This is a genomic window from Pantoea sp. Taur (assembly GCF_009830025.1).
GTDB classification, from domain to species: Bacteria; Pseudomonadota; Gammaproteobacteria; order Enterobacterales; family Enterobacteriaceae; genus Pantoea; species Pantoea communis.
Genome location: NZ_SZZZ01000017.1, coordinates 74,903 through 98,850, shown reverse-complemented (window position 1 = coordinate 98,850; position 23,948 = coordinate 74,903). Strand labels below are relative to the sequence as shown.

The 23,948-nt window shown below is 54.6% G+C and carries 20 protein-coding genes; 9 read left to right on the top strand and 11 right to left on the bottom strand.

What is annotated here, in order from left to right:
• The 3 genes from FD744_RS19905 to FD744_RS25650 all read right to left on the bottom strand — a co-directional run.
• The coding region (locus FD744_RS19905; protein ID WP_373424438.1) for a GAF domain-containing protein at nucleotides 1-811 on the bottom strand (811 nt) is incomplete at its 3' end.
• Nucleotides 812-980: 169 nt separating this feature from the next.
• Nucleotides 981-1,184 (bottom strand): hypothetical protein, encoded by a 204-nt coding sequence (locus tag FD744_RS19900; protein WP_100702977.1) that lies wholly within the window; start codon nucleotides 1,182-1,184, stop codon nucleotides 981-983.
• A 64-nt stretch (nucleotides 1,185-1,248) separates the two neighbouring features.
• Entirely contained in the window at nucleotides 1,249-1,488 is a 240-nt protein-coding gene (locus tag FD744_RS25650; protein WP_100702976.1) for a transcriptional regulator, read from the bottom strand.
• A gap of 370 nt (nucleotides 1,489-1,858) precedes the next feature.
• Here FD744_RS25650 and FD744_RS19895 point away from each other — a divergent pair, with 370 nt between their 5' ends.
• The gene (locus tag FD744_RS19895) at nucleotides 1,859-2,065 is read left to right on the top strand and encodes a DUF3606 domain-containing protein (protein ID WP_160869084.1); all 207 of its coding nucleotides are present in this window, start codon (nucleotides 1,859-1,861) and stop codon (nucleotides 2,063-2,065) included.
• Here FD744_RS19895 and FD744_RS19890 read toward each other — a convergent pair.
• Nucleotides 2,062-3,519, bottom strand: coding sequence for a methyl-accepting chemotaxis protein (locus tag FD744_RS19890; RefSeq protein WP_160869083.1), 1,458 nt, complete (start codon nucleotides 3,517-3,519; stop codon nucleotides 2,062-2,064). The two genes, FD744_RS19895 and FD744_RS19890, sit on opposite strands and share 4 nt — an antisense overlap.
• 345 nt (nucleotides 3,520-3,864) lie before the next feature.
• On the opposite strand from FD744_RS19890, the gene FD744_RS19885 reads away from it, so the two are divergent.
• Nucleotides 3,865-5,646, top strand: a complete 1,782-nt coding sequence (locus FD744_RS19885) for a sensor domain-containing phosphodiesterase (RefSeq protein WP_160869082.1) — start codon at nucleotides 3,865-3,867, stop codon at nucleotides 5,644-5,646.
• A gap of 1,478 nt (nucleotides 5,647-7,124) precedes the next feature.
• On the opposite strand, the gene FD744_RS19880 is transcribed toward FD744_RS19885, so the two are convergent.
• Both FD744_RS19880 and FD744_RS19875 read right to left on the bottom strand, forming a co-directional pair.
• Nucleotides 7,125-8,678 (bottom strand): diguanylate cyclase, encoded by a 1,554-nt coding sequence (locus tag FD744_RS19880; RefSeq protein ID WP_160869081.1) that lies wholly within the window; start codon nucleotides 8,676-8,678, stop codon nucleotides 7,125-7,127.
• Between the two features lie 505 nt (nucleotides 8,679-9,183).
• Entirely contained in the window at nucleotides 9,184-9,498 is a 315-nt protein-coding gene (locus tag FD744_RS19875) for a hypothetical protein (protein ID WP_034823397.1), read from the bottom strand.
• A 2,411-nt stretch (nucleotides 9,499-11,909) separates the two neighbouring features.
• Here FD744_RS19875 and FD744_RS19870 point away from each other — a divergent pair.
• A complete protein-coding gene (locus tag FD744_RS19870) occupies nucleotides 11,910-12,059 on the top strand; it encodes a hypothetical protein (RefSeq protein WP_160869080.1) in 150 nt (49 codons plus the stop codon).
• Nucleotides 12,060-12,271: 212 nt separating this feature from the next.
• Here the strand turns inward: FD744_RS19870 and FD744_RS19865 are convergent, their stop codons facing one another.
• A complete protein-coding gene (locus FD744_RS19865; RefSeq protein WP_034823395.1) occupies nucleotides 12,272-13,444 on the bottom strand; it encodes a glycosyltransferase family 4 protein in 1,173 nt (390 codons plus the stop codon).
• Nucleotides 13,445-14,431: 987 nt separating this feature from the next.
• Here FD744_RS19865 and FD744_RS19860 point away from each other — a divergent pair.
• From FD744_RS19860 to FD744_RS19850, 3 genes are all read left to right on the top strand, one after another.
• Nucleotides 14,432-15,190, top strand: coding sequence for a YdiY family protein (locus FD744_RS19860; RefSeq protein WP_160869079.1), 759 nt, complete (start codon nucleotides 14,432-14,434; stop codon nucleotides 15,188-15,190).
• A 932-nt stretch (nucleotides 15,191-16,122) separates the two neighbouring features.
• A complete protein-coding gene (locus FD744_RS19855; protein ID WP_052127442.1) occupies nucleotides 16,123-16,635 on the top strand; it encodes a glycosyltransferase family 9 protein in 513 nt (170 codons plus the stop codon).
• Between the two features lie 11 nt (nucleotides 16,636-16,646).
• Nucleotides 16,647-17,192 (top strand): glycosyltransferase family 9 protein, encoded by a 546-nt coding sequence (locus FD744_RS19850; RefSeq protein WP_160869078.1) that lies wholly within the window; start codon nucleotides 16,647-16,649, stop codon nucleotides 17,190-17,192.
• A 287-nt stretch (nucleotides 17,193-17,479) separates the two neighbouring features.
• Here the strand turns inward: FD744_RS19850 and FD744_RS19845 are convergent, their stop codons facing one another.
• The 3 genes from FD744_RS19845 to FD744_RS19835 form a co-directional block, all read right to left on the bottom strand.
• Nucleotides 17,480-18,973 (bottom strand): EAL domain-containing protein, encoded by a 1,494-nt coding sequence (locus FD744_RS19845; protein ID WP_160869077.1) that lies wholly within the window; start codon nucleotides 18,971-18,973, stop codon nucleotides 17,480-17,482.
• Nucleotides 18,974-19,285: 312 nt separating this feature from the next.
• Nucleotides 19,286-19,552, bottom strand: a complete 267-nt coding sequence (locus FD744_RS19840) for a hypothetical protein (protein ID WP_160869076.1) — start codon at nucleotides 19,550-19,552, stop codon at nucleotides 19,286-19,288.
• A 3-nt stretch (nucleotides 19,553-19,555) separates the two neighbouring features.
• Nucleotides 19,556-19,762, bottom strand: a complete 207-nt coding sequence (locus tag FD744_RS19835) for a hypothetical protein (RefSeq protein ID WP_160869075.1) — start codon at nucleotides 19,760-19,762, stop codon at nucleotides 19,556-19,558.
• Nucleotides 19,763-20,691: 929 nt separating this feature from the next.
• Between FD744_RS19835 and FD744_RS25925 the strand changes: the two genes are divergently transcribed.
• From FD744_RS25925 to FD744_RS19825, 3 genes are all read left to right on the top strand, one after another.
• Nucleotides 20,692-20,961: a DUF1275 family protein gene (locus FD744_RS25925; RefSeq protein ID WP_306439664.1), complete on the top strand. Its 270-nt coding sequence runs from the start codon at nucleotides 20,692-20,694 to the stop codon at nucleotides 20,959-20,961.
• Entirely contained in the window at nucleotides 20,891-21,517 is a 627-nt protein-coding gene (locus FD744_RS19830; RefSeq protein ID WP_306439666.1) for a YoaK family protein, read from the top strand. The genes FD744_RS25925 and FD744_RS19830 overlap by 71 nt, the downstream gene beginning before the upstream one ends.
• Before the next feature lie 97 nt (nucleotides 21,518-21,614).
• On the top strand, nucleotides 21,615-22,844 hold the full coding sequence (locus tag FD744_RS19825) for an MFS transporter (protein ID WP_160869074.1): 1,230 nt from the start codon (nucleotides 21,615-21,617) through the stop codon (nucleotides 22,842-22,844).
• A gap of 631 nt (nucleotides 22,845-23,475) precedes the next feature.
• Here FD744_RS19825 and FD744_RS19820 read toward each other — a convergent pair.
• Entirely contained in the window at nucleotides 23,476-23,901 is a 426-nt protein-coding gene (locus FD744_RS19820) for a DUF393 domain-containing protein (RefSeq protein ID WP_160869073.1), read from the bottom strand.
• Nucleotides 23,902-23,948 lie beyond the last annotated feature (47 nt).

The window sequence follows — 23,948 nt, the reverse complement described above, 5'->3', positions numbered from 1 at the left end:
CGCGCCTGAGCCCCCATATCTGCAGCGTGCGTGGCTGCGAAATCGCCGCCTCGTCGGCCGTCAGGCGATCCAGCTCGTTGCGGTAGTCGGTCTGGCAGCGCTCGGGAATAAGCCCGGCCACGTACTGACCCGCCATCTCCTCCGGACCGTAACCGAACATCGCGGTGGCGGCCGGGTTCCAGAAGGTGATGCCCCGGCGCAGGTCGGTGCAGATGATGGCGTCCGGGGAGGTGGCCGAAATGGACTCCAGCCGCTGCTGGCTGGCGTGGCGCAGCAGTTCCAGCCGGTGAACCTCCATCCGGTCCATCACCAGCACAGCAATGTCCGCCAGGTGCTGGCGGTCATCGTCCGTGAGCGGCGGGCGCGGCTGCGTGTCGGTCAGGCACACGGTGCCGATATGGTGCCCGTCCGGGGTAGTCAGCGGGATCCCCGCGTAAAAGCGGATGTGCGGGTAGCCGTGCACCAGCGGGCTGTCGCGAAAGCGCGGATCGTCCAGGGTATCCGGGACGCAGAGGATCTCCCCCTGCGCCAGCGTGTGGTCGCAGAAGGCGACGCTGCGGGCGGTGCCGGTGATGTTCAGACCGTAGCGGGACGAGAACAACTGGCGCTGGTCGTCAATCAGCGAGACGAAGGCGGTGGGCACGCGAAAAAGGCGCGCGGCGAGCGTGGTGAGGCGGTCCAGCGCGTTTTCCGGCAGCGCATCCGCCTGCTGATAGGGTGCCAGCGCCGCAAGGCGGGCGGCCTCGTGGTCTGATGTCGGGCGTTTCAGGGTCGTTCCCCCAGGTGATAAGAGCTGTGGCCGGCATGACACAGCAAAAAGGGGACACGTTCAATCAGACGGGGCCGCAGAAATACCTGCCGCCCCGCCGCCGGAAGAAAGGCCCGTCAGCTGACCCCCCGCGGGCGGGGTCAGGGATACAGTGACGCCCTGCTGTGCGGGCATCACGAAAACGTCATTTCAGGACCATTCCTGGCCGCGTTCAGCGCTGCAGGGAGGCGCAGCGCAGGCAGATAACGCAGTCGGGGTGCCGCAGGCGCGCGGACTGAAGCGCGTGCCTGAGGGAATAAAACGTGCCGAGAAAGCGGCCCCCGCCGGCCTCAGCCAGCTCGCCGCAGCCCGCGCAGTGTACCTCTTCAATCGCGGGGCGTCCGCGCCGCGCCGCGTAGTAGTATTTACCGCTCATGTCCTTATCCTCTTATCGGCCGTGCCCGGCTGAACTTCAGCGGGCCGTCAGCGGACAGAGCCTGCTACTTTTTCGCTTGCGGCACAAGGGCATAGTGCGGGTGACGCCCGGCGAGCAGCAGCAGGAGTTCGTACTCTCCCTGGCTCAGGGGGGCGGGATTTTTCGCCGCCTCCTTCATCTGCCAGACGCGCAGGCTGAGCTCAAACCGCTCGGCGGCGGCCTCCTGCGACAGGCCGGCGGCCAGGCGGAGCTCGCGGACGTCGGAACCGACCGCGACGGGCCGGTATAAAAGCTGATTTCCCAGAGGATACTCCCTTCAGAGGTGCGGGCCGGAACGGACCGGCGGGCGACAATAGCGCGGCGGGTGCAGCGGATGATAAAAAACCATTACATTATCTAAACTTTCAAGCCTCGTTGCAATGCGCGCGCCGCGGTATTTACTGATGAGCGACTCCCCGGGAATAAATAAATCACCGTGCCGTTTCGCCTTATTTATTTCACGCCAGCGTTTAATTTTCCGCGCCGGCCCAGGAATGCTCTCCTTTTTTAACGAAATCCTGACACAGGGATTATTCCGGTATTTTCCGGATAATTATTCGCCAGGATAGGCAGGGCTTACCGGTGGCCATATTTATCGCGCCGCCACACCCTGTACCGATAAAAAGGATAACCTGATGAAAAACCGTGATTATATTCAGCGCCGGGTGCCCGCCGACCTGAGCCGCATAGACGTCCGGGAGCAGTGGCAGATTACGTTCTGGACGCTGGAGCTGCGCACAACCCAGGAGCGTCTGACCCGGGCCGTGCGCGAGGCGGGCCCGGAAGCCGACCGCGTGCGGGCGTGGCTGGAGAAAAATCCCCCGCCGCGTACGACGTATTAATGATGCCCGAAGGCCACCCAGTCGCCTTTGGGTGGCGGGGTAGCCCGTCGTGAGCTGACCGGCGGGGCGGACGCTGCGGCAGCCGTGTAGCCCTCTTTTGCCGGCAGCGTAAACCGGGTAATGGCGCCGCCCAGCTCGGTCGTCTGCCCGCTCAGATTGCCCGCTGTGGCGGTAACTTCCTGCACCAGGGTGGCGTTCTGCTGCGTGACACGGTCAAGCTCCGCGACCGCCAGCGTGACCTGCGCTATGCCTTTGCTCTGCTCTACCGAGGCCAGCGCTATCTGGCCAATCAGCGCGTTGACCCCGACGACGCCGTGCAGCACCTCGCTCATGGTGTCACCGGCGCTGCCGGCGGCCCGGCGGCCGTCGCTGACCCGCGCCACGGTGTCGGCAATCAGGCCCTCAATTTCCTTTGAGGCGGCCGCGCTGCGCTGCGCCAGCGCGCGCACTTCAGTGGCCACGACGGCAAAGCCGCGTCCCTGCTCGCCGGCGCGGGCGGCCTCAACGGCGGCGTTGAGCGCCAGAATGTTGGTCTGGAAGGCAATGCCGTTGATGGTGGCGGTGAACTGGCGGATTTTTTCTGAGCCCTCCGCGATGCCGCCCATGGCGTCCACCACGGTCTGCACCAGCTCCGCGCCCCGCTGGGTGGTGCCGGCGGTGCGCCCCGCCAGCTCGCGCGCCTCGCGGGCGTTTTCCGCGTTGTGGGCAACGGTGGCGGTGATTTCCTCCATGCTGGCCGCGGTCTGCTCCAGCGCGGCGGCCTGGGTGGCGGTCCGGTCGGACAGGTCGGCGTTGCCGGCGGCAATCTCACCGGCCTCGCGGTGCAGGATCACCGCGTTGTCGCGTATGGCCGCCACCGCGTCCAGCAGGCTGTGCTGCATCTCCCTGATCAACGGCACCAGCTGCCCGACGCAGTTGCGGCCCAGGTCTTCCGGCTCGCGGGTAAGGTCGCCCCCTGCGATGGTCTTCAGGTGCGCGCGGATTTTCGCCACCGGGCGCACGAGGTGCACCAGCAGATAGCGGTCGCAGAACGCCAGCAGGGCGGCGGCGGCCAGCAGCGCGCTGATGAGGATCACCTCCAGCCGGTGGCGCTCGGCCATCACCGGCGCGTCGTCGGCGGCCAGCTGCTGCGTCAGGCTGCCGAGACGCTCGCGGGCGGCGGCCGGATAGCGGTCCGGCGCGCTCAGCGCCGCCCGATAACTGTCCCACGCTGCCTCAGTCGGCGCGTCGTTCAGCAGGGCCGCCTTCTCGGCCGCCGTCCCGTCCTGCATGACGAGGCCGGCGCGGGTCAGAAAGGTCAGCTGCTGCGTCAGCGCGTCGGCGCGGTCGGCGTGGCGGTACATTTCGCGCAGCGTCAAGGCGCCGTAGCTGCCGGCCAGCGCCACCACGGCCAGGGAGAGGATCATCATCCACAGCACGACGCGGCGGATGGTAAAGTGTCTGAGTAGCTGCATGAGGTTTTCCCCGGTGTTGTTATTATTTTAAAATAATAAGAAGCATTATCGTTTATATTAATTGCGTGCGTGATTAAGTCGCGCACTACATTTATTTGAAGAGAGTCTGGCAGGAATAATTAAAAAAGGACACATCACGACGATAAAATAAAAGAATCGTGCTGCAGCAATTAATTCGCTAAAGAAAATAAACCTGACATCAGACCAGATAGCGCCTATAGTGAGCGCCATAAGAAAATTGTCATTGCTTTTCCCTTTCGCAGTAATCGTCTTTTATACCGGTTTATAACCGTACACTTTTTCTTTTTGATTTCGCACCGGAACCAGGCCGGGGCGGAGGAACCCATGCTGATGAATCTTACCGGCGACGACGATCGCCGCGCGCGGGCGCTGAAGGCGCTGCGCAGTCCCGACGACAGCCGCGACGACGTGCTGCGCAAGTTTGTCCGGCTGGCGAGCCAGGCGCTCGGCATCCCCGGCAGCTTTATTTCCGTGCTGGACGACGAGCACCAGCACGTGCAGGCCGCCCACAACTTTGGCCTGACGCAGTCCTCGCGCGAGGACTCCCTCTGCCGCCACGCGGTAGACAGCGACTGCGCGGTGGTGGTGCCCGACACCTGGCTGGACGCCCGCTTTGTGACCCACCCGCTCATCACCGGCTCGCCCTACATCCGCTTCTATGCCGGCGTGCCGCTCAAAAACCGCGAGGGGATCGTGCTCGGCACGCTGTGCGTCACGGACACCGCGCCGCACCCGTTTGGCGCTGAGCAGGTTACCACCCTGAAGCTGCTGGCCGCTCTGGTGATGTCGTTTCTGGAGGCCTGGCACTCCGCCGGGTTTGCTGACCCGGTCACTGCCCTGCCTAACCGCCAGCGCCTTATCCGCGACCTGCAATATCTCGCAGTGGCGGGGGACAATACGCCGCGCCGGCTGGTGCTGATTGACTGCATCGACATGCCGCGCGCCTATGAACTCGCGCGCTCGATGGGCATGGGCCCGGTGGAGAGCCTGCTGAAGGACGTCGCCACGCTGCTGCCGCTGCGGCTGCGTCCTGCCACTGGCGAGCTGCTCTACACCGTTGCCACCGGCCGCTTTGCCGTGCTGACGCGTGACGACAGCCGGCTCACCGCGGACTGGGTGGCAGGACGACTGGAGGGGATCAGCGCCGACCTGGGCGACGGCATCGCCGTGGCGCTCAGCACCCACACCGGCGAGGTGGCCTTTACCACGGGCAGCATTACGGCGCAGGAGGTGCTGCGCCGCGCGGTCAGTGCCCTGCACGAGGCCATCGGGCGCGGCGTTCCCGCGATGCGCTTCAGCCCGGCATCCGATGCCCGCCACACCCAGGACTTTACCCTGATGAACGATCTGGCCGCTGCGCTGCAGGAAGACAAAGGCCTGTGGCTCGCCTACCAGCCCAAAATCTGCCTGCAGAGCGGCCGCCCTGTGGGCCTGGAGGTGCTGGCGCGCTGGCGTCACCCTCAGCGCGGCGAACTCTCTCCCGCGCTGTTTGTGCCGCTGGCTGAGCAGACTGAGCTGCTCAGCACGCTGACAGCCTGGGTAACCGATCGCGCGATCGCGCGCCTTGCCCGCCTGCGCAATAGCTGCATCCAGCTCCCGGTGACCATCAATGTCAGTTGCAGGGACTTTTCGCGTGAGGGTTTTGCCGACGCGCTGGAAGCAAAAATGATCAGGGCAAAGCTGCCCACTTCGCTGCTGGGCATGGAGTGCCTGGAGACCGAGCGCATTATTGAAAGCCCGGCGGCAATGCAGGGGCTGGAGATGCTGAAGCTCAGGGGCTTTGGCATTTCGCTGGACGACTTCGGCACCGGCTACAGCAATATCAGCTACCTGCGGCGCATGCCGCTGGACGTCATCAAACTGGACCGCACGCTCATCAGCGAAATATCGTCAGACACCGCATCGCGCATCATCGCGCGCAGTATCATCGCGATGCTGAAGGAGCTGGACTACACGGTGCTGGCAGAGGGGGTGGAGGATGCAGAAACGGTTACCGCACTTACGCAGTACGGCTGCGACCAGGCGCAGGGCTTCTTCTATTCCCGGCCGCTGCCGGAAGCGGAACTCGACGAGTGGCTGGGCTGGAAGCTGCGTGGTCAGTGCTGACACCGGCCGCGCAGGAATGAGCTAGCCTGCTGACGGAAGGCTGCCTGGGAATGCACAATGACCTCATCAACATGCCCTGGCTGTGCATGCTGCGCAATGCCTCTTCAGGCGCCTAAAACTCGGCAATGATACGGTTGCCGGTATTAAGCCGGTAAGCGCTGATGCAGGCAACCGTGCTGAGATGGCCATTGATGGCGCAACGCGTCAACATAACAGCAAGTAACAGCTTCAAGGGGAGCTGGATCAGATTCTGCGGGCTACTGAAGTCCAGGCTCAACTTGCTACGCCGTTAACAGGCAGCAAAAGCAAAAAAAGGGGCACTGACTTAGGGAGATGATAAAAAAGTCCCGCAACCTGACCAGGTATGTCGGGCGGAAAAAAGCAAAGAAATTCGCGACAAGGATCATCGCGGGATGACGGTAACACAGATGAAAAAAACAGTTAATGATTTGTTTCACTCCTGACGATTAGAGTATTAACAGTCAGGAAGGTGATTATTAGCATAAAAAAAACCGCGCTGATGGGCGCGGCATAGCAATGCGGATTTCATACTGCAATTGTTATTAGAATCAGGAGAAGCTTAGTTCGTGTGAATCCTTAGTCAAGCCTTATGCCCCCTTATCTGCAGACTTTACTGACTGTCATTTGTGGGGGCGACTCAGATGAATATCCTGCTACATATCAGCTGGAGCGTATAGGCTTTAAATCAATGCAGAAAAAACACTGCTGCAATAAGCGTGGTAGCACACGGCTCTCTAGGGGTTCAGAGATAATGACTTATTCTGCTCAGGAAAAATGAAAAGAAAAACGATTTTTATAAAAAAAGTTATTTACGTGGGAGAATGTGTGCAGTCCGGAACAAAGTACGCCCTGCTGACGTAAACTGGCTTAATTGCTGCCAAATTTCTTTATGTCAGACTCAGTTTTTTCTCGCACCGCCTGCTGCTTCCCTGACATTTGCTGCGTTGCTGGTCCCGCTTAATCCTAGCATCATACGCCATGAGAACCCTTTCTCCCCTCGCCGTCAGGCGGTAGCGCTCACTGACCCTTCGCCATTCTTCGCCGCAAAAAAATTCGGCCAGGCGCAGTCTTACCAGCGTCGCCATTACGGCAGGCATTATGTCTGCCGGTACCGATTCTCTTTCCTGCATCAGGGAAAGAAGACGAAAATGCTTCGGAGCCAGTTTTATCATAACCTTTTACATTGCTGTTGCTTATCCGGTGAATCAGGTCATAGAGATGCAGATTATAACCGCACAGGCTCTTTCTGTTGATGTATGGCGCTGATTGCAGCAATGCAGTTAAAGAACAGAGTCACTCCTCACACTATTTCCGGTTGCTTTGCAGCAAACAACAACAGTCCAGAGGGGGGCCCCTCACAAAAAATGTTACACTGCTCTGGACCTTCATCGCGGGCCCCCAGCGGCAGAAATGCTGCCAAAAAAGAAGAGTCCTCATGATCCCTGCTCTTCACGACGTCAGACACTCCCGGGACTTGCTACAATTACCGCGTTACGCCCTTCGCTCTTAGCCTGATAGAGTGCTTCATCCGCCCGGCGAAGCATCGTACCCCTGTCTCCGGCACTGTCTGCCTGCGCGGCCACTCCGGCAGAGACCGTCATGGCTCCCACGTACGGGAACGTTGTGGTGCTCACCAGTTCGCGGATGCGCTCCGCCATCCGGGCCGCATCTTCCACAGACGTCCGGGGCAGCAGGACAATAAACTCTTCTCCGCCAAAACGGCTGACCACGTCACCCGCGCGGCAGGTCTGCCGCAGCAGGCCGGCAAGGCTTACCAGTACCGCATCACCCGCTTCATGGCCGTACCAGTCGTTGATTTTTTTAAAGTGGTCGATGTCAATGGCTATGACGCACTGAGTTGCGTCATCACGGTTCCTGTCTGCCAGCAGCGTAAAGCCACGGCGGTTGCAGAGCCCGGTTAGTGGATCGCTCATGGCCTCGTCGCTGAGCGCAGCCATGCGAGCCGCCACCGCGTGACGGTGATACTGTACAGCTTCCTTCAGGCTGTCGGCTTCATAATACCAGGCCGGTACCGAATCGAACGACGCTTCACTGCCTTCATTCCGCACCATACCGGCCAGCTTCTCCAGCGGAGAGGCAATACGCCCGGCCACCAGGGTCACCAGAGCGACCGCCAGGACAGTGATCCCCAAAAGGAACCACAGCGCATTTTTTGCGGTTCGCACCAGGATATCCCGGACCGTTTCAGAGGTTCCTGCAATGAAAATGTTCCAGTCGGTATTATGCAGGCTGGCGTAGCCCGTCAGGAACTTCTGCCCGTCAACTTCCGTGCTGAACCGCCCGCTATCCGTTGTGGCCAGTCGCTTTTGCAACGCTGAGTTTAACGCCATTCTTCTTCCCACTCGAGCCGGGTCGTGACTGAATATAATGAGGCCGTCATTGCTGACGACGGTAACGCTGGATCCGCGGGCGTAAAAATGCAGGCTGAGAATGTCGCTCAGCATGCTCTGCTTTTTGAGGTAGATAGTGCCGCCTATGTAGCCCAGATAACTTCCGTCCGGTGTAAACAGAGGCTGCGACAGGAAGATCACGTAGTTACCTGTAGCAGAGGTAAAGGGCGATGAGATAAACGGCTTCTGCGTGGTGATGGCCTGTCTGCTGGCGTCGGAATGCAGCTTTATGCCGATGAGGCTAAGGCTTTCCGGCGAGGTCGCGGCGATAACGGCGTCGCGGTTAACCACCACTACAGTATTAAAAAAGCCCGACTGCAGCCGCAAGCGATCGGTCTCGTCCCGAAGGCGTCCCGGATCGTTAAGCCCCTTAATCTGCCCGGCGCTCCAGGCGAGCTCACGCTGCGCCGTGCTCAGATAACGATCGGTGGTGTCGGCGAGCTTGCGCGCATAGGCGATATTACTCTCAAGCAGGCTGTCCTCAATGTTGCCCTTCTGAAAAATCAGCAGCGCTCCGAGCAGCAGGCAGGCGGTCAGTATCACTCCGCCGACGGAAAGTAATATGAGCAACGTACGGAGACGTAATTTACCAGGAAGCATAGCGACCAAAGTTCGCAGGAAGTATTTTTACAATATAACGATAAACCGCCTGATTGAAGCCGCAAGTACACCAGTAAAAGGCTGCCGTTTAGAGTGTTAGATAGCATGACCTGTACGATATACACTGCCTCATATGGAAGAAGCTGGCTTCCGGAAGCCATCTCTGAAACGGGCTGATTTCATGTCTGCAAGGTAACCGACCTGATCAAAAGCCCGGTTATCTTAATTTGCAGGAATTTGTCAGGGGCTCAAATCAATGAGATATTACTGACTGGTCTTCAGGCCGAACGTTATGCAACATTGCTGTCACACCTCCACTCCAACTCAAGAGTTGAACCCCGCTCACCGGCTTTGGCGCGCGTCTTTCTGAGAGAAAGTTTTCACTGACCACACAGAAAAACAGCCCGCGCAAACGGGACCTTAGACTAAAGTAGGGATCTTCGGGGGTCTATCTAATGCTAATAAGCGCGATAGCCACTAAGCTTATGAAGCGCCTGAATAGCCATCAAGTATGAGCCGTTCTTTTACCCGAACGGGATACAAGAGCATTTTGCTTGTAGGATTTTATCCTTGAAAGGGCAAACCGGATGACATTAATCCAGTGCGGGTCAGCAGAGATCAAAAGAGACCGCTTAAGAGAGGTGTGCAGCTCACTCCATGTCGCAACCCGGTCTCCGGGATCTAGACCAATCTCTCCGCTCAGATGCATTAGTGCTGCATTTATATCAGATTTGATGATTTGATATTCCTCTCCTGATTGATGCAGACAAGCCAGTCTTTTTATCTGAACTTCATATTCAACCGTAAGTAAACTGTTCATCTGTACCCTCATCTGAATCCCGGAATTAACGATAAGTATAGGTTAAAGAAACTGTATAAATTAAAATTCCCCAATAGATCCTTTCAAGGCCAGATGTGGTCATTCCAGTAAACCGCGGATCGCAAGGCATGCTGCCTCATGCGCTGATGATGACATTACCTCCCCACGGGACACTTTAATGATCCAGCAACCGGATAAAGGATTTATCTGACCTAAAATCGACTCCGTATTATGTCAGCGATACGGTAATGCTGAACTGTCCGGTGAGAGTTCGCAATATTCTCTGATGTCAGGATACCCAGCAGTTTCTCTTTTCGGTAAAGTGAGATTTCGTACGCTGACAGGATGCCTTCAGCGCACGCTTATCAGAGCCAGCTGTCATGTAAATCGAATATCCATGCCAGCACGTGAGTAAAAACGGTTAAGAAATAAAAGGAAAGCGAAGCCTGAATACAGACAAGGCGGTTTTCCTGATGCGGCCGTTGAAAGTGTGTGTAACAAGGAAACCTCCACCGTTACGTTCAACAGAGATAACCTGCGTCATGAGTTTCTTATAAGATGAAAAACTACCAGAGAAATATTTCCCTACCATTTCGCATGGAAGAACGTCATTATAGTTCATAGCTGTCTGATGTGACCTGAATTTCCAGTAACGGGAAATTAATTTTAGCGTAAAACGGACTTTTTTCACTTCCCGGTCGCAATTTTCTAATTTAATCACATACGGAGTGCAAAAAACTTATTTAGACTAACAGGGTCAGACTAAATCTTCTAGGTACAGTAAGGCCTCTCAGCGGGATCAATAGCAAATTGAGTTATTCAATCTGATATCATACTCCCCCCTAAAAGTGGCTGTGACATTCAGAATATGTGACCCGATGAATATATTTGAGAAAGAATATTTTAACTAATTCATGGCTGTCAGGCTTGATAGGTAGCAGAACCTGCAGCTTTCATGATAGCTATAATTATGTGCACTGGCCACAAAGAGCTACTGACCTGTCCGAGTCAGGCTACCTGATGATGATCCTGTCGTGGCAACTTTTTGTTGGGATTTTTTCTTTAATGACACAGTTAATCGGCTTGAATCAATCAGGAATTTGTCGACCGGCAAATGACAACCCACCTTGTTGCTGAGAATTGTGGTATTTTCAACATACAGAGTCGTCGACTGCTTCAGAGCTATCGTACAGACGGTACGACGGTCATGGCTGAAAGGTGACGCGGCTGTCCCAGCAAATATTAACCGCCTGCAGGCCTTCCTGAACGTGCGGTTCATCTCATGTACGAGCGCTAACCTGATTTGTTCCGACGCTTAATAGCGAGAAGCTTGCCGGGCTGTGCGGCGTTGTATTGTTTAAAGATATTGTGCGAATACTGCTGACGCAGTCATCCCTCTGGATCTGCAGACAATGCGCCCTTAAAATTCAGCAACCGCGATATCAGCGCGTTTGTTTGTGAGTTGACTGACCTAAAGATTTGCGTTACTGATTGTACCGCTTCGCTGGAATTTTTACGGGCTCATCCTAATATCAAAATGTCGCTTCTACTTCTCTGTATTAACGGCATACTCCGATTGATCATGATTGGCACCCTATGTGCAGCCCGGACGCCATCAGTGCCGGGCTTTTTTAATTACGAAACTATCACTTCTGAAACCGCACCAAATCGGCTAATCCATTCAGTAAATTCTTATCATGGAACTTTTCAAAACGCTCAAGTTTATGTTGCTATAATAGCGATGTATTCATATACACACAGCAAGCGTTATGCGTACGAAAAGAGAATTTCCAGTTGAACGAATTTTTTACCCGCCTCTGCGCGGGTTTTTTTATGACTAACGACTGGACTATTCAGGAACCACCTCTATCATAAAACCGTTCCGGTTCTCCTTGGAATTACCAACATTCTATTGCTATATCAGACATTTAATTATGCCGCCCGGACTCACTTGCCCGGGCTTTTTTTTGCCCCCAAAACTGTCACATCTGTATTCAGGTATAATCGGGACTTACTGTCTTAAGGATTTCTGATATTTACAATAAGATCCCAGAGTTAACACTTACATACGTGGTTAATTCTTAATGCTAAAAATCATACCATTACACTAAATTCAGATTATATAACGAACTCAGTTTTTTCTAATAGCGTTCCATATCCCTTCAATATGAGTGATGTGATGTTGTACATCACAAACTGCAGTTGAACGCCCGCTCCATTTTCGGAAGCGGTTTATTTTCTTCGTCCAGGCGGCTCAGATTGCAACTTTTGTTGCTGGAAAGTGCATTATGGTAACAAACCAGAGGGTTCGATAGTTACCCCCAAAGATTGCCCGCGCTTCAGCTCACTCGCTGTGCGGGCTTTTTTACTGCTATGGTTTACATTAATTACCGGCGTGAAAGAATCGCCGCATGGGCGGGTACCTCCGGCGCCCGCATCATCCGGCGAATCGATGTCGCTGGGGTGGCTTTCTGCCGCCGGCGCGATCGCTGCTGCTCACCTCGCTGGTGACCGGGCTGACCAGCTTCTGGATGCTGGCCATGCCGCTGCCAGTCATCTAAATTCTTTCTGAGGAGGCTTCCATGCTGCTCAGTCCGGGGACATCAGGGCTCAATATCCGCACATCGGATGACAGCATGTCTGGCAGTGAAAGGGTCACGGCAGTACTGCACCCAGGGTTTTACGTGCTCCCTGACGACCTGGATGCCATGGGGTATCAGCGTCAGGGCTGTCGCGACCAGAATGAATGCCAGGATCCATCCGCGTACATGCTTCATTTTCTGGCAGGTTCCGGCATTTTTTCTCCCCTGTACACCGCGTTCAGCCGCTGCTGAAAAAGACGGGGATCGTGCTCTGCGCGTATGCGCCTTAATGAACCTGCTGACTTACTCTCAAGCTGGGCCCTGTTTTTCATGATATCCATAATTATCCTTTTAAGCTGTTCTACCATGCTTATGCGCAGCCGTTGTTTCTCTTCCTCAGACTTTACGCTCAATTCGAACGATCCATTCAGCGGGCAGCGTATCATCCAGCCCGCTTCGTCCGGATTAATCTCCGGTAGCGCCCGGATGTTTGTGGTGATCACCGGACAGGCGCACGCCTGCATTTCAAGGACGGAAAAACCGTAGGTGTCCTGCCACGTGGGCAGCAGCCCGACGTCAGTAGACCGGATAAGCTGCAGTACCGCGTTGTTGGCCAGAGAGGTGAATGGCTGGAAGACCGGCGTTTCGCGGAGCGCTTTTTCGATGCTTCCCCGAAACGTCGCGTCGTCCTGAAAATTTCCGTGCGCCACGTTGTGCGTCCTGCTCGTGTCGCCCACGATATTGACACGCACATCGTTCGCGCTGAGCGCGCCTTCCCTGAGCAGCTGACTGAAAGCAAGCACGACTTCAGCGCCTCCCTTCCGGTAAAACTCATTTCCCACAAAGGTAAAGGTCAGCGGGCCTCCCACCGTCTTTGCGATCCTCTCCTGCAGAACCGGCTGAGGGGGATGCAGGACGTGCAGTTTAGGAAGGATAGCCGACCGCTCAGCCGGAAAGTGCTCAAGTAACTGCAACTGGATTTGCCGGGTAGCTTCGGATATAGCGATGATACCCCTGCAGCCCGGTGAGCTGACATGCCTGAGCTCCCGGGACAGTTCGGGATTGGTGAATTTATCAATCCCCCTGATCGGAAGGACACGGGGCAGTTCGGTTTCAAAGGTTGCCACCCAGCTGCCCGCACCGGTTGCGACTTCATTGAACAGATGAATGATGTCGGCGTCATCTAAGGAGAAAAAGGGAAATGGACGAAAGATAAACAGTTTGTTGCGGCGCAGTAACCTCTGTCTGACAGCGTTGGCCCAGGTCCAGACATTCCTGAGTCGGTAGTCCAGATAGTCATGTAAACCGTCAGTCAGGATGTTTCTTTTTTCAGGGTAACCCGTACCCCCAACGATGATTTTCATATTTCCCCCGGCGTGATACAAATCGGCAAAAGATGAACGCAACGTAAATTAATTTCTTATAACGTAAAGATATCTAAATGAGACTTTTGATCAGATGACAATAATTTTCCAGCGGCGGTTTCACATTCAGGAAACATTCAGAGAAATGCCCGGGCAATACAGATTGCAGGACAACCAGGTTTAACACGGGATCCGGGCCTCTACCGCGCAGAAAGGTACTTCTTAGGAACAGAATTTTTCAGAAAGTTCTGGTACTGATACTTGTTTCTGGAGTAACACAGTTCAGGCATACAGCCACGACGCAGGGGCCGGAACGTAGTATTCGGGAGGAAGTGATAGCCGCGCACCGGGAGGGTGGCGTTGCCTGATGACAGAACAGGTGTTTCGCGCGGAAGTGGGTGGGCCAGTTATTTACAGGCGAAATAATGGTGCAGCAACTCAGGGATTAAAGGGTGATGCTACTCACCTGAACCATTGATGTTTCCACCCGCAGGGCACTGATGCGCTCTTCTGTACGGATACCATTTTTCCCATGCAGCTTTTCAGCGCTCCTGCCGGGCTGCATGCGCTGCAGTTGAGTCACCCGTACCCTCATCCGCTTCATCTCTCTGACGGATGGCAGGCTGGATGGAGAGCCTGTCTGTGACCCGGCTGATGCAGATGGTCGCGCTGGCTGCCATCACCTTTGTTTCTGAGTCAGGGTGGCATCCTAAGTCAGGTAATGGCGCCGCGATTCGGAAGATGACGGGCTCCAGGCACCATCCCGCCGGTCGGATCCCTGAGCCCCGCACTCGTGGCTGCGCTGGGTAACGGACTGACCCGCGTCTGTGTGCCGGTCGTGCTGCTGGCCGAGGTCACACAATGGCGTGAATAACCCCTCCCATCTTTATGAAATCCTTAATGATTTTTACGATGCCTTAGCGACTTCCCGCAGGAAAAGATTTTCAGTCCGTATAAGCTTTATTTTTTTACATGTGAGCTGATGAATTGAAAGCATTGACCTCAATGCGCGGCATGCCATTGTTTGCCCTGAGCCTTTTTTCGGCGGGGGCCCCGGCCAGCGTAGACATTTTTACCGTTCCTGATGATCCTTCCACGGCTGAAAGTGATTTTGCAGGTAACGTTCAGGGCAGCTACGCCCATCAGGGAGGTAATTCCCGTACGTCCACCCTTTCGGCTGATTCAACGCTGACCTGGTTTGATAGGGCGAACGCTTACAGCCTCTGGGGAGAAGCCTACAACTACAGCTCTGATGACACCCGCTCCTCCGAGAAATATCAGGCGGGCCTGCGCCTGCGGCATAACCTGGACGGCAAAAATTTCCTTTTCGGACAGAGCGGGTGGTCAGGCGACAGATTCAACGGGTACCGAGGCCGCTACACCACGGTAGCCGGATACGGCAGGCAGATATTCAGCGGGCCGCTTCATACTCTGCGCGCTGAGGTCGGCCCTGGCGTCAGGCATGATGAGTTCACTGACGGAAACGAAACGACCAATGCGCTTGCCTATACTGCCCTCAGCTATTCTTACAAACTCACTGACGCTGCTTATTTTATACAGGGCGTTTCAATGCTTGCTTCCAGGGATTCCACTCTCAATTCCGAAACCGGCCTGAGAGTCGACCTAAATAAAAGGTTCGCCCTGAAAGTGACGTATAACTACACGCACAATTCCATGCCGCCTTCCACGGCGCCGGATAAAACCGACACAAAAACGCAGGTTTCCATTGTTTATAACATTCCCTGATGCAGCGATGTTGCATTCCGGAACCGGGACATCAATTTTCGCTCCCCCTGGAGATACCTTATCAAACCACGCGTTCTGCATGACATCCTGTCTGATACGCTGATGGCTTCTGAGGAGATGAAGATGAGAAAAATGGTTCTGCTGCTAGTGGCGTTAAGCTGAACAGTACCACTTTCCGACGGGATATGGCCCTAGCGGCGGGTCCGGAGGCAGGTCAGGGTGACGTTCAGCATCTGCGTAATACAGACAGCAGGCGGAGTCAGCGGCCTGCCTGATGATGGACGTTCGGCGGGCCTCAGACAGTAAGATTGCTCCCTGAGGCCAGGTGAACTTCAGCAGGGGGAATGATGCAGTACGTTTGCCCGCCTTCCGGGGACACCGCCGAAAACCTTCCACTCCAGGGGCTGACACACAGTCACATGAACGATGTCAGATTGTTTCCAGAGCATCACTACCGTCCCGGAAAGCAGGGAGTTTAGACGCGCTTCAGCGGTGGCCACCTTCCGCTCAGTCGGCTGACCTCAGCCAAAAAAGTCCGGATAATAACAGTAGCTCAATGCCGGACATACAGCGCGCCGGCGACCATGTATATGCGCATTGGTCATCCGCCCGTCAGCGCAGCTTCAAATAATGGCCAGTAAGACCGTTCTGACGCCGGGATGATTTCTGGTCTTAACAGCTTTAACCGTATACGGCCTTATGGCGACTGCGTAGTGTCTCAGAGAAAAGGTCAGACTTCATGCTTCACGCAAAACTCGGTGTCAGGAATATTGTTCTGAGAAAAAAATTTATCCGCGACAGCGGAAGTTATGTCAATTGTAAGCCTAATGCACTGAATATGAAATTCGGTGAAAAACCTTCAGGCCTCCCTGAACGGAAATGATTACCCGAACTCTTACCCTTCGTTAATCATTTCAAAAAGGTAATTTAAGGTGAAGATACTGGTCATCTGCAGAGACAACATAGGCGACAGCATACTTGCCACGCCGCTCATTGCGCACCTGTCCGCCATCCATGGAGCGACCACAGATGTGCTGACAAACAGCTATGCATCGCCGGTGTTCAGCCATAATCCGCATATCCGTAAGGTGCATGAGTACAGCAAATCCAAACACTGTAAAAACCTGATCAGCGTTATCATGGCTGCCGCCGTACGAATAAAAACCATATTCAGGCTGAGAAAGGAAAAATATGACGCGGTGATTATCGCTAAATCGTCCCGGGATTCGCATTCGGTCAAGTGGGCTGCCGGCATAGGCGCTAAGCGCGTTATCGCATTCGGGGATGAAGCACATCCGCTGATTGACAGGCTTGTGTCCCGGGCTGAGGGCACCCTGCACGTTGCTGAAATGCTTTTCAGGCTAGCTGCAGCCGTAACGGACGTACCGCCGCTGCGCCGGTTTAACCCCGGGAAGAGCAGCGTCTACCCGGCCCTGATCTGGTAAAGAAGTTCAGGATGACCTGTGGCGTTACGCCGGATGAGCGAATTATCGCCCTGCAGATAAGCGCACGAAAACCGGGCCAGCAGTGGTCCGCCGGTAACTTTATCACGCTTGCCCGCCTTATCGCTGAGCGCTACAGATGCCGCATGTTTCTATTCTGGTCACCCGGCGAAAGCTCGAACCCCATGCACCCGGGCGACGACATTAAGGCGGAATACATCACCGGACTAGCGGCGGGCTACGGACTTGAGGCCGTGCCTACCCGCACGCTGGAAGAACTCAAAGCCGCGCTCTCCCTGTGTTCAGCAGTGGTGAGCAGCGACGGGGGGGCCGTACATGTTGCAGCCGCGCTCGGATTACAGGTCGTGGCATTATATGGCAACAGCGATCCGGCACACTGGCATCCCTGGCATGTGCCTCATCAGACTCTGCGGGGCAGCCGTGAACACGTGAATGACATCAGCCCAGAAGACGTCATTCGTGCGATCGATCCGCTTATCAACTCGTCTGGTGAGCCAGGCACCGGTGCATGGATTTCTGCCTCGCCTGCCAGTGCCTGAACTCAGCCCATTATAAATCCGGACCGCCTGTGTGGGGCTGTCCGTCCTGCTAATACTAACTGTAGCGAGTAGCAATAGTAGAGCACTTCATCTGACCAGCAGGCGCTCACTTAGCAACAGGGCTGGCGGATACCATTACCAGAGATCACGGCGTCAATTCTGACAGCAGGTTGTCAGAGCATGCCGGTTGGGCCTGGCAGCTTGAGACTCCTGAAGGAAATTATCCCGTGCCACCCGTTAATGTGCAGGAGGTTTCTGCAGGTGTGTCCTGCAACATGCCCATCTGGTTAAAATTGAACGTAAAAATCGCGAATATAATTTGAAACGCTTCGGCCATCACAGGGACGAGAGAACAGATATCCCTGAAAAAGCCATACGCCTCGTTCCCGCAAATACTGGAATTGCGCGGGAGTTTCAATGCCTTCCGCAATTACGGGAATAGCCGTGATTGCGGAAATATGCAGCACGCTCTCCAGCACTGCTTCCCTGACCCCCCCTGCCATACTGTAGCCAGTAAAATCCTTGTCAATTTTCAGGTAATCCGGATTCAGCTGCGTGATGCTGGAGAGATTAGAGTATCCCGTTCCGAAATCGTCTATGGCAACATGTAGGCCGGCTTTGCGTAACAGGGCGAATTTTTCGGACAGCTGTTCTGTCAGGCTGAAGCTCTGACGTTCGGTAATCTCAACAAGCACGTCCAGTCCATAGCGCTGTGCATGTTCGGTAAACTTCAGTAATTCACTAAGGGTTTCGGGGTTTTCGACGATTTCGGAGGTGATATTCACGGCGAGATAGAGGCCTTTTTCTGACAACATAGCGAAGTCCTCCCGCACCTTCTCCAGCAGCTGCAAAGTCAGCTCCCCAATCATTCCACTCTGTTCGGCAAGCGGTATAAAAAGCGCCGGCGAGGCCTCATTCCCCTTTTTATTGCCGCACCGCATGAGGATTTCCAGCCCCGCCACCTTTCTGTCTCGCGTACTGATAACAGGCTGATACACCGGGTAAAAGCTTTTTTTGTACAGATAGTATTTCAACGCAAACCGCGGCGTGTTTATCAGACCGGTGCTGACATAAGTCAACCAGCCCGCCAGCAGGCTGACGCCAAGAATGAAAATAATAACCGCGCGGCTGTGAAGAAGAAGCCTGCCGATGTTCATGGAGTCAGATGAAACCAGCACAAAGGGATATTGTGAACTTTTCCAGGCATAACCCGCAGGACTCAGCTTCATGAAATCCTGCAGAGGATAGAAGGCAGCATCGGGGGAAATATAGCGAAGCGCGTCCCGCACAAAATAACCATTAACAGCTACGCCGGTTAAAGAGGCGGACGATCTAAAATAAACCAGGTAATAAATGTATCCGTCCTCCTGTTTCATTGTCGTGTAAAAAGGGACATGGCCTTCTGAATAGGAGACTTTCCTTTCCGGCAGTCGGCCTTCGAGTGATGAGCAACCCGTACCGTTCTCCGGATAGAGATTTACGGAGCGGATATGGGGATTCACTGCCACGATATGACGCAGCCGCGTGAGCACTTCATTCGTACAGGCACCTTCTTCAAAAGGCTCCGCGGCGCGGCTGACGGTTTCTGCTTCCCTGTAAAGAGAGGCGACATAGTCGCTTGCCCGCTGATTTTTGTCGTTCCTGGCCTGCTCTTCCGTTTTGCTGAAGTGACTCAATACGGCCATGACGCCCGCAAACAGCAGCGCGAGAGTCATGATGACCGCTGCAGTCAGGCGCTCGTATGGCCCTATAACCGTGAGAAAATCACGTTTGGCTCCCATCCTGTTGACTCCATAGCCGGATGTTAATCAGCTATGTTAACCTCAAAGGCTGATATTACCCTTAAATTTCAGAGCGCGTGATTACATAACCAGTGTTGGGTCAGCCATTCAGCGGATACTGAATAGGGACATCACTGCGCAGACTCTGCATTTAACTGATTTTAACATTGAATGAATGAACCCGGGTTTTCAGGTCATTAATATGCTCAGCGCTGATATCTCTGAAGAAGTCACTGTCATCTTTTTTGCTTATCATCTGCGCCAGGGCTGATAGCCACGCGGTGCTGTCATCAGATCTCGCTATGATTGAAATCATCTGAGCCCTTTCTTACTGTGTGTCATGTGTTCCGGCGCTGATAACTCAAGCTGCTGCTGAAAATATTGCTGGTCAGACTGATTACCGTACTGCCGGGCAATGTCCAGCGACCAGCTGATCATGTCACACAGCAAATCATCCTGTGCGTACACTTTGGCGGAGATGAATTTATCAACTTCGCTGAAGCTTTGCGCCTGAGTGGCCTCCGGAACGAACGACTCAACGAGCTTACTGAGTATGTCTTTCGTGACTGCCAGATCCATTGATTACGTGATGGCGTTTCCTGAGCCATCATACGACTGCAGCGCTTCAGCAATAAGGCCGGACATTTCTTCCCGGGCAAGGAATGAATCCGCCTGGAGCGATGGAAAGTATTCATCCACGTCATTACTGATGCCATTTACCTGATTTCTGCTCTGACTGATAATGCTGTTATGCAGCTGGAGCAGGTCATTCATGTTTTTGTCGATCATTTCCTGACTCAGCGATGGTGTAAAAGTACCCTAACTGGCCTTCAGCAGGCTGACATCCTCTTCCGCCAGGGAGATATCATATCCGTCTCTTTCCGGTTTGACTGAAAGGTCCGCGGTGATACCGTAATTGATTACTGTACTGACCATGATCTTCTTCCTTAAGTTGAAATAAGTCCTCATTGGATATCGGCCGCCACTGCTCAGACACTAAACATTTTATGTCAGACTTATGGAAGCGGACGATCATGCCAGTCCGGGTACAGCGGTGTGCCCGAAAACGGATTGAGGAATACGCTTTTGCGAAATCCAGTGGTAGTTAGCGGCTCCTGTATGTGCGATGAAGTGGCGTTTATACTTTATGTCAGAACTCTGAAATACTTTCGCAGTCACTGCCCACTTTGCAGAAAACAATCCGGCACGGGCTATAATATCCCCACCGTTGAACATTCCCGCGACCTTGAATGGGCTCACAATTCAGAAAATGTCATTACCCGCAGTGGCGGCAGGAATACCGGCATGACTTTTTCCTGAGGTGTGGCAGTACCGAGCCTAAGCTTCTGCGTGAAAAACCTTACGTATGGGTGCCCGTGGGGCTTATTAAAGAGCGCTTCAGTATGACCTGCGCTGGCGATTTCTGTACGGGAGACGCTATGATATGGGATCTTGTTGACCCAAGCATCGCATACTGCGGCGCTCCTGAGGAGCTGAGCCATTCACTAAACTGGTGACGGGGCTCGCCAGCGTCTGGATGCAGGCCGTGCTCCTGCCCGTTGTCTAGGCCGTAAAGGCAACAAAGAGACAGGACGGCCGGTATGTATGCGAAACGTGCGCCCGGTGGTAAAAATGGCAGTGGTCGCGGTAATGGCCTGATTGATAACTGCGCGTGATTACTCATAATTAAGGTCCATTTATCATCTGGATCTGACTATATGCTTCTCAGGAGAAAAAAACACCGTACTCACGGTGAGGATCGCCTGCTCGCCCTCACGCTTGCCACCACGGCGGGCGTCCTCAACGCCATGGCCTTCGGCGCATTTGGCTTCTTCCCCTCTCACATGACGGGTAATATCTCCCAGCTGTCTGCTGAGGCGGGCCGCTGGGACCTGCAAGGCCTGCTTTTTTTTGGCGATGCTGATTCTGGCCTTCGTGACGGGCGCCACGCTGGCGCGCCTCGCCGTGGCCTTTGGGCTGCGGCGTAACGTGCGCACGGTATTCTGCCTGGTAATGATGTGTGAGGGCGCGCTGCTGCTGGCCACCTCGCTGGTTGAAATCCGCTGGTACAGCGTCCGCAACAACGGCGAGGTGCTGTTCACGCTCGCGCTGCTGATGGTCCTCCATAACGCTACCTCCATGCAGCTTTCCGGCGGGCGGGTCATGTCAACGCACGTGACCGGGACCCTGACCGATGCCGGTATGGCGCTGGGCTCCTTGCTCCGGGCGTCGGTGAGCCGGCGCGAGGCGGCCGACGCGCCCGCGCACCGGGCGCTACTCGGCACGCACCTCGTGACCATCGTCTCATTTCTGTCGGGATGCTTGGCCGGCTATTCACTCTTCGTCCGGTTTGGCTTCAGCGCCATGGCTGGGCTGACCGGCCTGCTCATCCTCACTGCGCTCGGTGGCATTACCCCACGCTGCATCGCACCGGATGGCGTTTCTGGTAGTGGCCGGCACATTCAGAGACTGCGGTCACTTGCAGATAACCCCCCCTGGCCGTTTCTCACACTGGATCCACGGACCGCTGCGTCAGACGATTGAGCAGCAGTCAGGGAATGCGATCGATCGCGCCGGCACCTGCTGAACGTCATTTTATCTGCCATCTTTAAGTCTGCCTGCTTACCTTTCCGGGGAAATTATGTCACTGCGCTCGCTTCAGGCTCTTTGCCTGATAAATTTTTTTATGGCAGACGTCAGGGACGGCCTAGGGCCGTTTCTTGGGATCTTTATGACTGAGCATCACTGGAAGCCGGAGTCCATAGGCTGGGTGATGACGTCAGCAGGCGTGGCCAGCCTGCTTGTCACTTTACCGGCGGGCATGGCGGCGGACGCGGTCAGAAACAAACGGCTGATGCTGAGCACCGGCACCCTGACCGTAATTCTGGCGACGATCATGCTCTGGTATTTTCCCGGACCTACCGTGACGGTGGTCTCTCAGGTCATGACCGGGATGGCGGCCGCGTTCATTGCTCCCCTGATGACCGCCATGACGCTGGGCCTGACGGGGCCCGAAAAATTTGGTTATCAGACGGGAAGAAACGAAGCGTTTAACCATGCCGGTAACATGACGGCGGCCGCGGTGGCAGGCGCCTCTGTCTGGTACTGGGGAACCGGTGCCGTATTTGTGCTGATGACGGTGATGGCCCTGCTGGCCACGACTTGTGTGATGGGGATCCGCGAGTGCGACATTAATAACCGGCTTGCCCGCGGGCTGAAAGCGGACGCCGGCAACGCTGCCCTTCCGCGCCTGTCTGTGCTCCTTCGCGAGCCCGCACTGCTCATCGGCGGCGTCACGGTTCTGCTGTTTCATCTGGGTAACGCGGCCCTAATGCCCATGCTGAGCGTCCGGGTGGCGGCTTCACCGGAGGCGTGGATAAATCCGGGCGTGTTCGCTGCCGCCACCGTGATTATTTCTCAGGCCGTGATGATCTTCGCCGCGCTGTACGCCGCGCGCCGTGCGCAGAGCACGGGCTACCTTTCTCTCATCACCGCGGCCCTGTGTATCCTACCTGTGCGGGCTGCCGTGGCCTCCTTCGGTGACGGGATCGCGTTCATGCCCGCGATCCAGATACTGGACGGAATGGCGGCCGGTCTTCTCGGGGTTGCCGTGCCGGGTTTTGTGGTCAGGGTGCTTGACGGTAAAGGGCACACCAATGCCGGCCAGAGCTTTATTCTGCTTATGCAGGGGGCCGGAGCTGCCCTGAGCCCGGCCATGATGGGCACGCTGATTTCACACTTTTCCTTTTCAGCAGCGTTTGCCGTGATGGGCGCAATTGCCGTGCTTGCGCTGATTATCTGGCTTGTTGGACAGCACTTGACGCTGCTTAAAGCTGCTACGAGCAGACCTCAGTTAGGAGGGGATCTATGACCCGGTCTTAACGGTTCATGACTTGCTGCTACAGGTTTGGACTGACCGTAGTGGCTGTCAACACTAAAGTTCCTGCATCTTAATGACTCACCTGTTCGCTAGGCGGCCATAAGTTTAGGAGAGGATGACAGTTTTTAAAATCCGCAATGTTTTGTCAATAAACTGTGCGGGTCAGATTGTCTTATATGATCCGGATAAGCACCTTATAGACACTCAAATGACTGTAACTTTCTTCTCAAAATAGACAGGAACTGCGAAGGGTCGTGTCAATACGACAATTCGCGATGTCTTCGCATAAGTGAAATTACCAAAACTCGTGTTCAATATTTCTATTGCAGCGTGCATATTCGCCTGAATAGCGAGGGCTGGTGCGATACTCATAAGCGCATCTACCGTCTTAACGTTAGCAGGGCTGGTCGCTCCAGCTATAATATTCGCGCTGCATTAAATCTCAATTGATACATTAACCCCACCCGCAGGGGCTGTATCCTAACCCTATATGGGGCATGGATTCTGTCTGTGATGCGTTGTTTGAAGATAGACAGTTAATCCTAATTATGGATTGATATCATTAGGGATTAGGGTCATTAGTGACCTTTTGGTGGGAACTAGCCATTAACCATCAATTACCTCACTCTTGTAAAAACCTGCCAGGATAATCCCCTTCTATCTCATGAACATCATCGTAATGACCGAATAACCGATAGCGGTTGAGTGCAATACGATTATAAATGAAATCAGATATAAAACTGGGTAAAAATCGAATAGCAGACAGCACCTTCCAGGGCCACGGCATAAATGCCATTACCCTGCATATGGCCTGAGACCTGAGCCAATGTTGGTTCTTATTAATCAGAGCAATTGTTCGAATGTTCTCATCAGGCAAACCTGCGTATCTTAGTAACATTTTCCCCTTCTCACTTTGGATGGCGACAAAGCGAATTTTCGGATCGATACGATGGGTGAGCAAAAAAATAACCCAAGCGTTACACAGCTTACAAATACCATCGTATATGATGACTTGTTCCTCTGCTCTGAGAAAGGGTGGCAACGACATAACGATTTCCCAATTTATCAAATCATCATTACGGCACATTCTAGTGC